At 73.8% G+C, this 2,769-nt stretch carries 3 protein-coding genes; 2 read left to right on the plus strand and 1 reads right to left on the minus strand.

Translation table 11 applies throughout. The features are described 5' to 3' along the window. On the minus strand, positions 1–581 hold a 581-nt coding region (locus HCN52_RS23600), incomplete at its 3' end, for an NsdA family TPR-like regulatory protein (RefSeq protein WP_512700793.1). Positions 582–830: 249 nt separating this feature from the next. Here HCN52_RS23600 and lipB point away from each other — a divergent pair. Together lipB and lipA are read left to right on the plus strand one after the other, a co-directional pair. Continuing rightward, positions 831–1,616 (plus strand): lipoyl(octanoyl) transferase LipB, encoded by a 786-nt coding sequence (lipB, locus tag HCN52_RS23605; protein WP_168090454.1) that lies wholly within the window; start codon positions 831–833, stop codon positions 1,614–1,616. A 148-nt stretch (positions 1,617–1,764) separates the two neighbouring features. Then, a complete protein-coding gene (gene lipA, locus HCN52_RS23610; RefSeq protein WP_168090455.1) occupies positions 1,765–2,709 on the plus strand; it encodes a lipoyl synthase in 945 nt (314 codons plus the stop codon). Positions 2,710–2,769 lie beyond the last annotated feature (60 nt).

Raw genomic sequence — 2,769 nt, forward strand, 5'->3', positions numbered from 1 at the left:
CGCACGCCCAGGGCGTGCGCGGCGGCGGGGCTCACCTGGGGCGGGGTGGGGACCCCGGGGGCCGGTGGGCCGGCCTGGCCCGGCGGCGCGTCGACGTCGCCGCGGGCCACCCGTTCGTCGGGCCGGCCGATCAGCCAGTCCCGGCTGGGCACGACGAGACCCGCGGGGGTGAAGGCGATCTTCCGCAGCTCGGCGTGGGTGCCGGAGTCCTTGCGCCACAGGCCGGAGACGATGTCGACCGCCTCGCTGGGCCCGGCGGCGAACTCCAGGCCGGCGTAGACGGGCGCGCACGCCTCCAGCCCGAGGTCCTGGGCGGTGAGCCGTCGTCCCAGTCGTCGGGTGAAGACCTCGGCGATGAGGGCGGGCGTGGTCCCGCGTGGTCGTTGCCCGCGCAGCCAGCGCGTCACCGACGTCTTGTCGTACCGCAGATCCAGGCCGTGCTCCAGCCCTAGTTGGTCGACACGTCTGGCGAGACCCGCATGCGAGAACCCTGCCTCGGCGATCAGGGTCGCGAGCTGGCGGTTGGGGCTCCGCCGGGTGGAGGGGGGGGAGGTCGTACCTCCGGGCCGTTCCGTGGACATCAGCAGATCTCTCTCGTGGAACCCCGGCCGGGTCGGTGCTGCGGCCGGGAGGACGGCGTGAATTTAGCCGCATCCGGGGCCCGTATCGGCTGCTTTGGCAGGGATTCATCCATACGTGTGAGACCGGGCCCAGGGGCCTCTCCACCAGCGCCGGACGTACAGTGGACGACGGCCCGCCCCGACCGCTCCGCGGCCGGCGGAGGCGCCCGCAAGGCGGGGGGACCCGCAGCGCACAGCGAAGGAGCGGCAGTGAGCGAGCTGCGGTTTGTCCGGATGGGCTTCGGCGAGGACGCGGTGGACTACCGGCTCGCCTGGGACGAGCAGCGCCGGGTCCACGCCGCGCGGTTCGCCGACGAGGTCCCGGACACCTGCCTGCTGCTGGAGCACCCCGCGGTCTACACCGCCGGGCGCCGGACGCTCGACAGCGAACGCCCGCTGGACGGCACCCCGGTGATCGACGTGGACCGCGGCGGGAAGATCACCTGGCACGGCCCCGGCCAGCTCGTCGGCTACCCGATCCTCAAGCTGCCCCGGCCGGTGGACGTCGTCGCCCACGTGCGTCGCCTGGAGGACGCGCTGATCCGCACCTGCGCCGCGTTCGGCGTCGCGACCAGCCGGGTCGAGGGGCGCAGCGGCGTGTGGGTGCTGGGCGGGGAGCGCCCCGGGGTGACCGGCGGGTTCGGCGGCCTCTCGCTGGACTTCGACCCCCGGCTGCACGACGAGGAGTTCGACCCGCGGCTGAGCGGCCCCGAGTACGCGCCCTCCAACGCGGGGCAGCGCGGCGAGGACCGCAAACTGGCGGCGATCGGCATCCGGGTCGCCAAGGGGGTGACCATGCACGGCTTCGCCCTGAACGTGGCCCCGGACAACACCTCGTTCGACCGGATCGTCCCCTGCGGCATCCGCGACGCCGGTGTGACCTCCCTCGCACACGAACTGGGCCGGGAGGTCACGGTCGCGGAGGTGCTGCCGGTCGTCGAGCGGGAGCTGCTGGCCGTGCTGGAGGCGGCGGAGCCGCTCCCCCGCGCGGTCTGACCACCGGCCCGCGCGGGCGCCCGCGGCGCCGGCCGTGGCACGGTGGGCGCACGCCCCGGCGCTGCGCGGGTCGCACCGGGCCGCGGCCCGGGGATGTACGGGCGTACCCTGGTGTTCGCCGAGGAATCGAAAGCGTAGGGAGCCGGACGTGTCCGCTGTCGCACCCGACGGTCGCAAGATGCTCCGTCTGGAGGTCCGGAACAGCCAGACCCCGATCGAGCGCAAGCCCGAGTGGATCAAGACCCGGGCGAAGATGGGCCCCGAGTACACCGCCCTGCAGGGCCTGGTGAAGCGCGAGGGGCTGCACACGGTCTGCCAGGAGGCGGGCTGTCCCAACATCTTCGAGTGCTGGGAGGACCGGGAGGCCACCTTCCTCATCGGTGGTGAGCAGTGCACGCGGCGCTGCGACTTCTGCCAGATCGACACCGGCAAGCCGGCCGAGCTGGACCGCGACGAGCCCCGCCGGGTGGCGGAGTCCGTCCAGCAGATGGGGCTGAAGTACGCCACGATCACCGGCGTCGCCCGCGACGACCTGGAGGACGGCGGCAGCTGGCTGTACGCCGAGACCGTCCGGCAGATCCACGAGCTGATGCCGGACACCGGCGTCGAGCTGCTGATCCCCGACTTCAACGCCGAGCCCGAGCAGCTGGCGGAGGTCTTCTCCACCCGCCCCGAGGTGCTGGCGCACAACGTCGAGACGGTGCCCCGCATCTTCAAGCGGATCCGCCCCGCCTTCCGGTACGAGCGGTCGCTGGAGGTCCTCACCCGCTCCCGCGAGGCCGGACTGGTCACCAAGTCGAACCTCATCCTCGGCCTGGGCGAGACCCGCGAGGAGGTCAGCGAGGCGCTCCGCGACATGCACGAGGCGGGGTGCGAGCTGATCACCATCACGCAGTACCTGCGCCCCACCCCGCGCCACCACCCCGTGGAGCGCTGGGTCAAGCCCGAGGAGTTCGTCGAGCTCCAGCAGGAGGCCGAGGAGATCGGCTACGCCGGCGTCATGTCCGGCCCGCTGGTGCGCTCCTCCTACCGTGCGGGGCGGCTGTACCGCCAGGCGATGGAGCGGCGCGAGGCGGCGACCCCCGCGGCCTGACCGCGACGCGACCGCCCGCCCCCCGCGCCGCACGCGCCGCGTGCCCGCCCGGGCCGGCGG

It is taken from the genome of Streptomyces bohaiensis (assembly GCF_012033785.1).
GTDB lineage: Bacteria > Actinomycetota > Actinomycetes > Streptomycetales > Streptomycetaceae > Streptomyces > Streptomyces bohaiensis.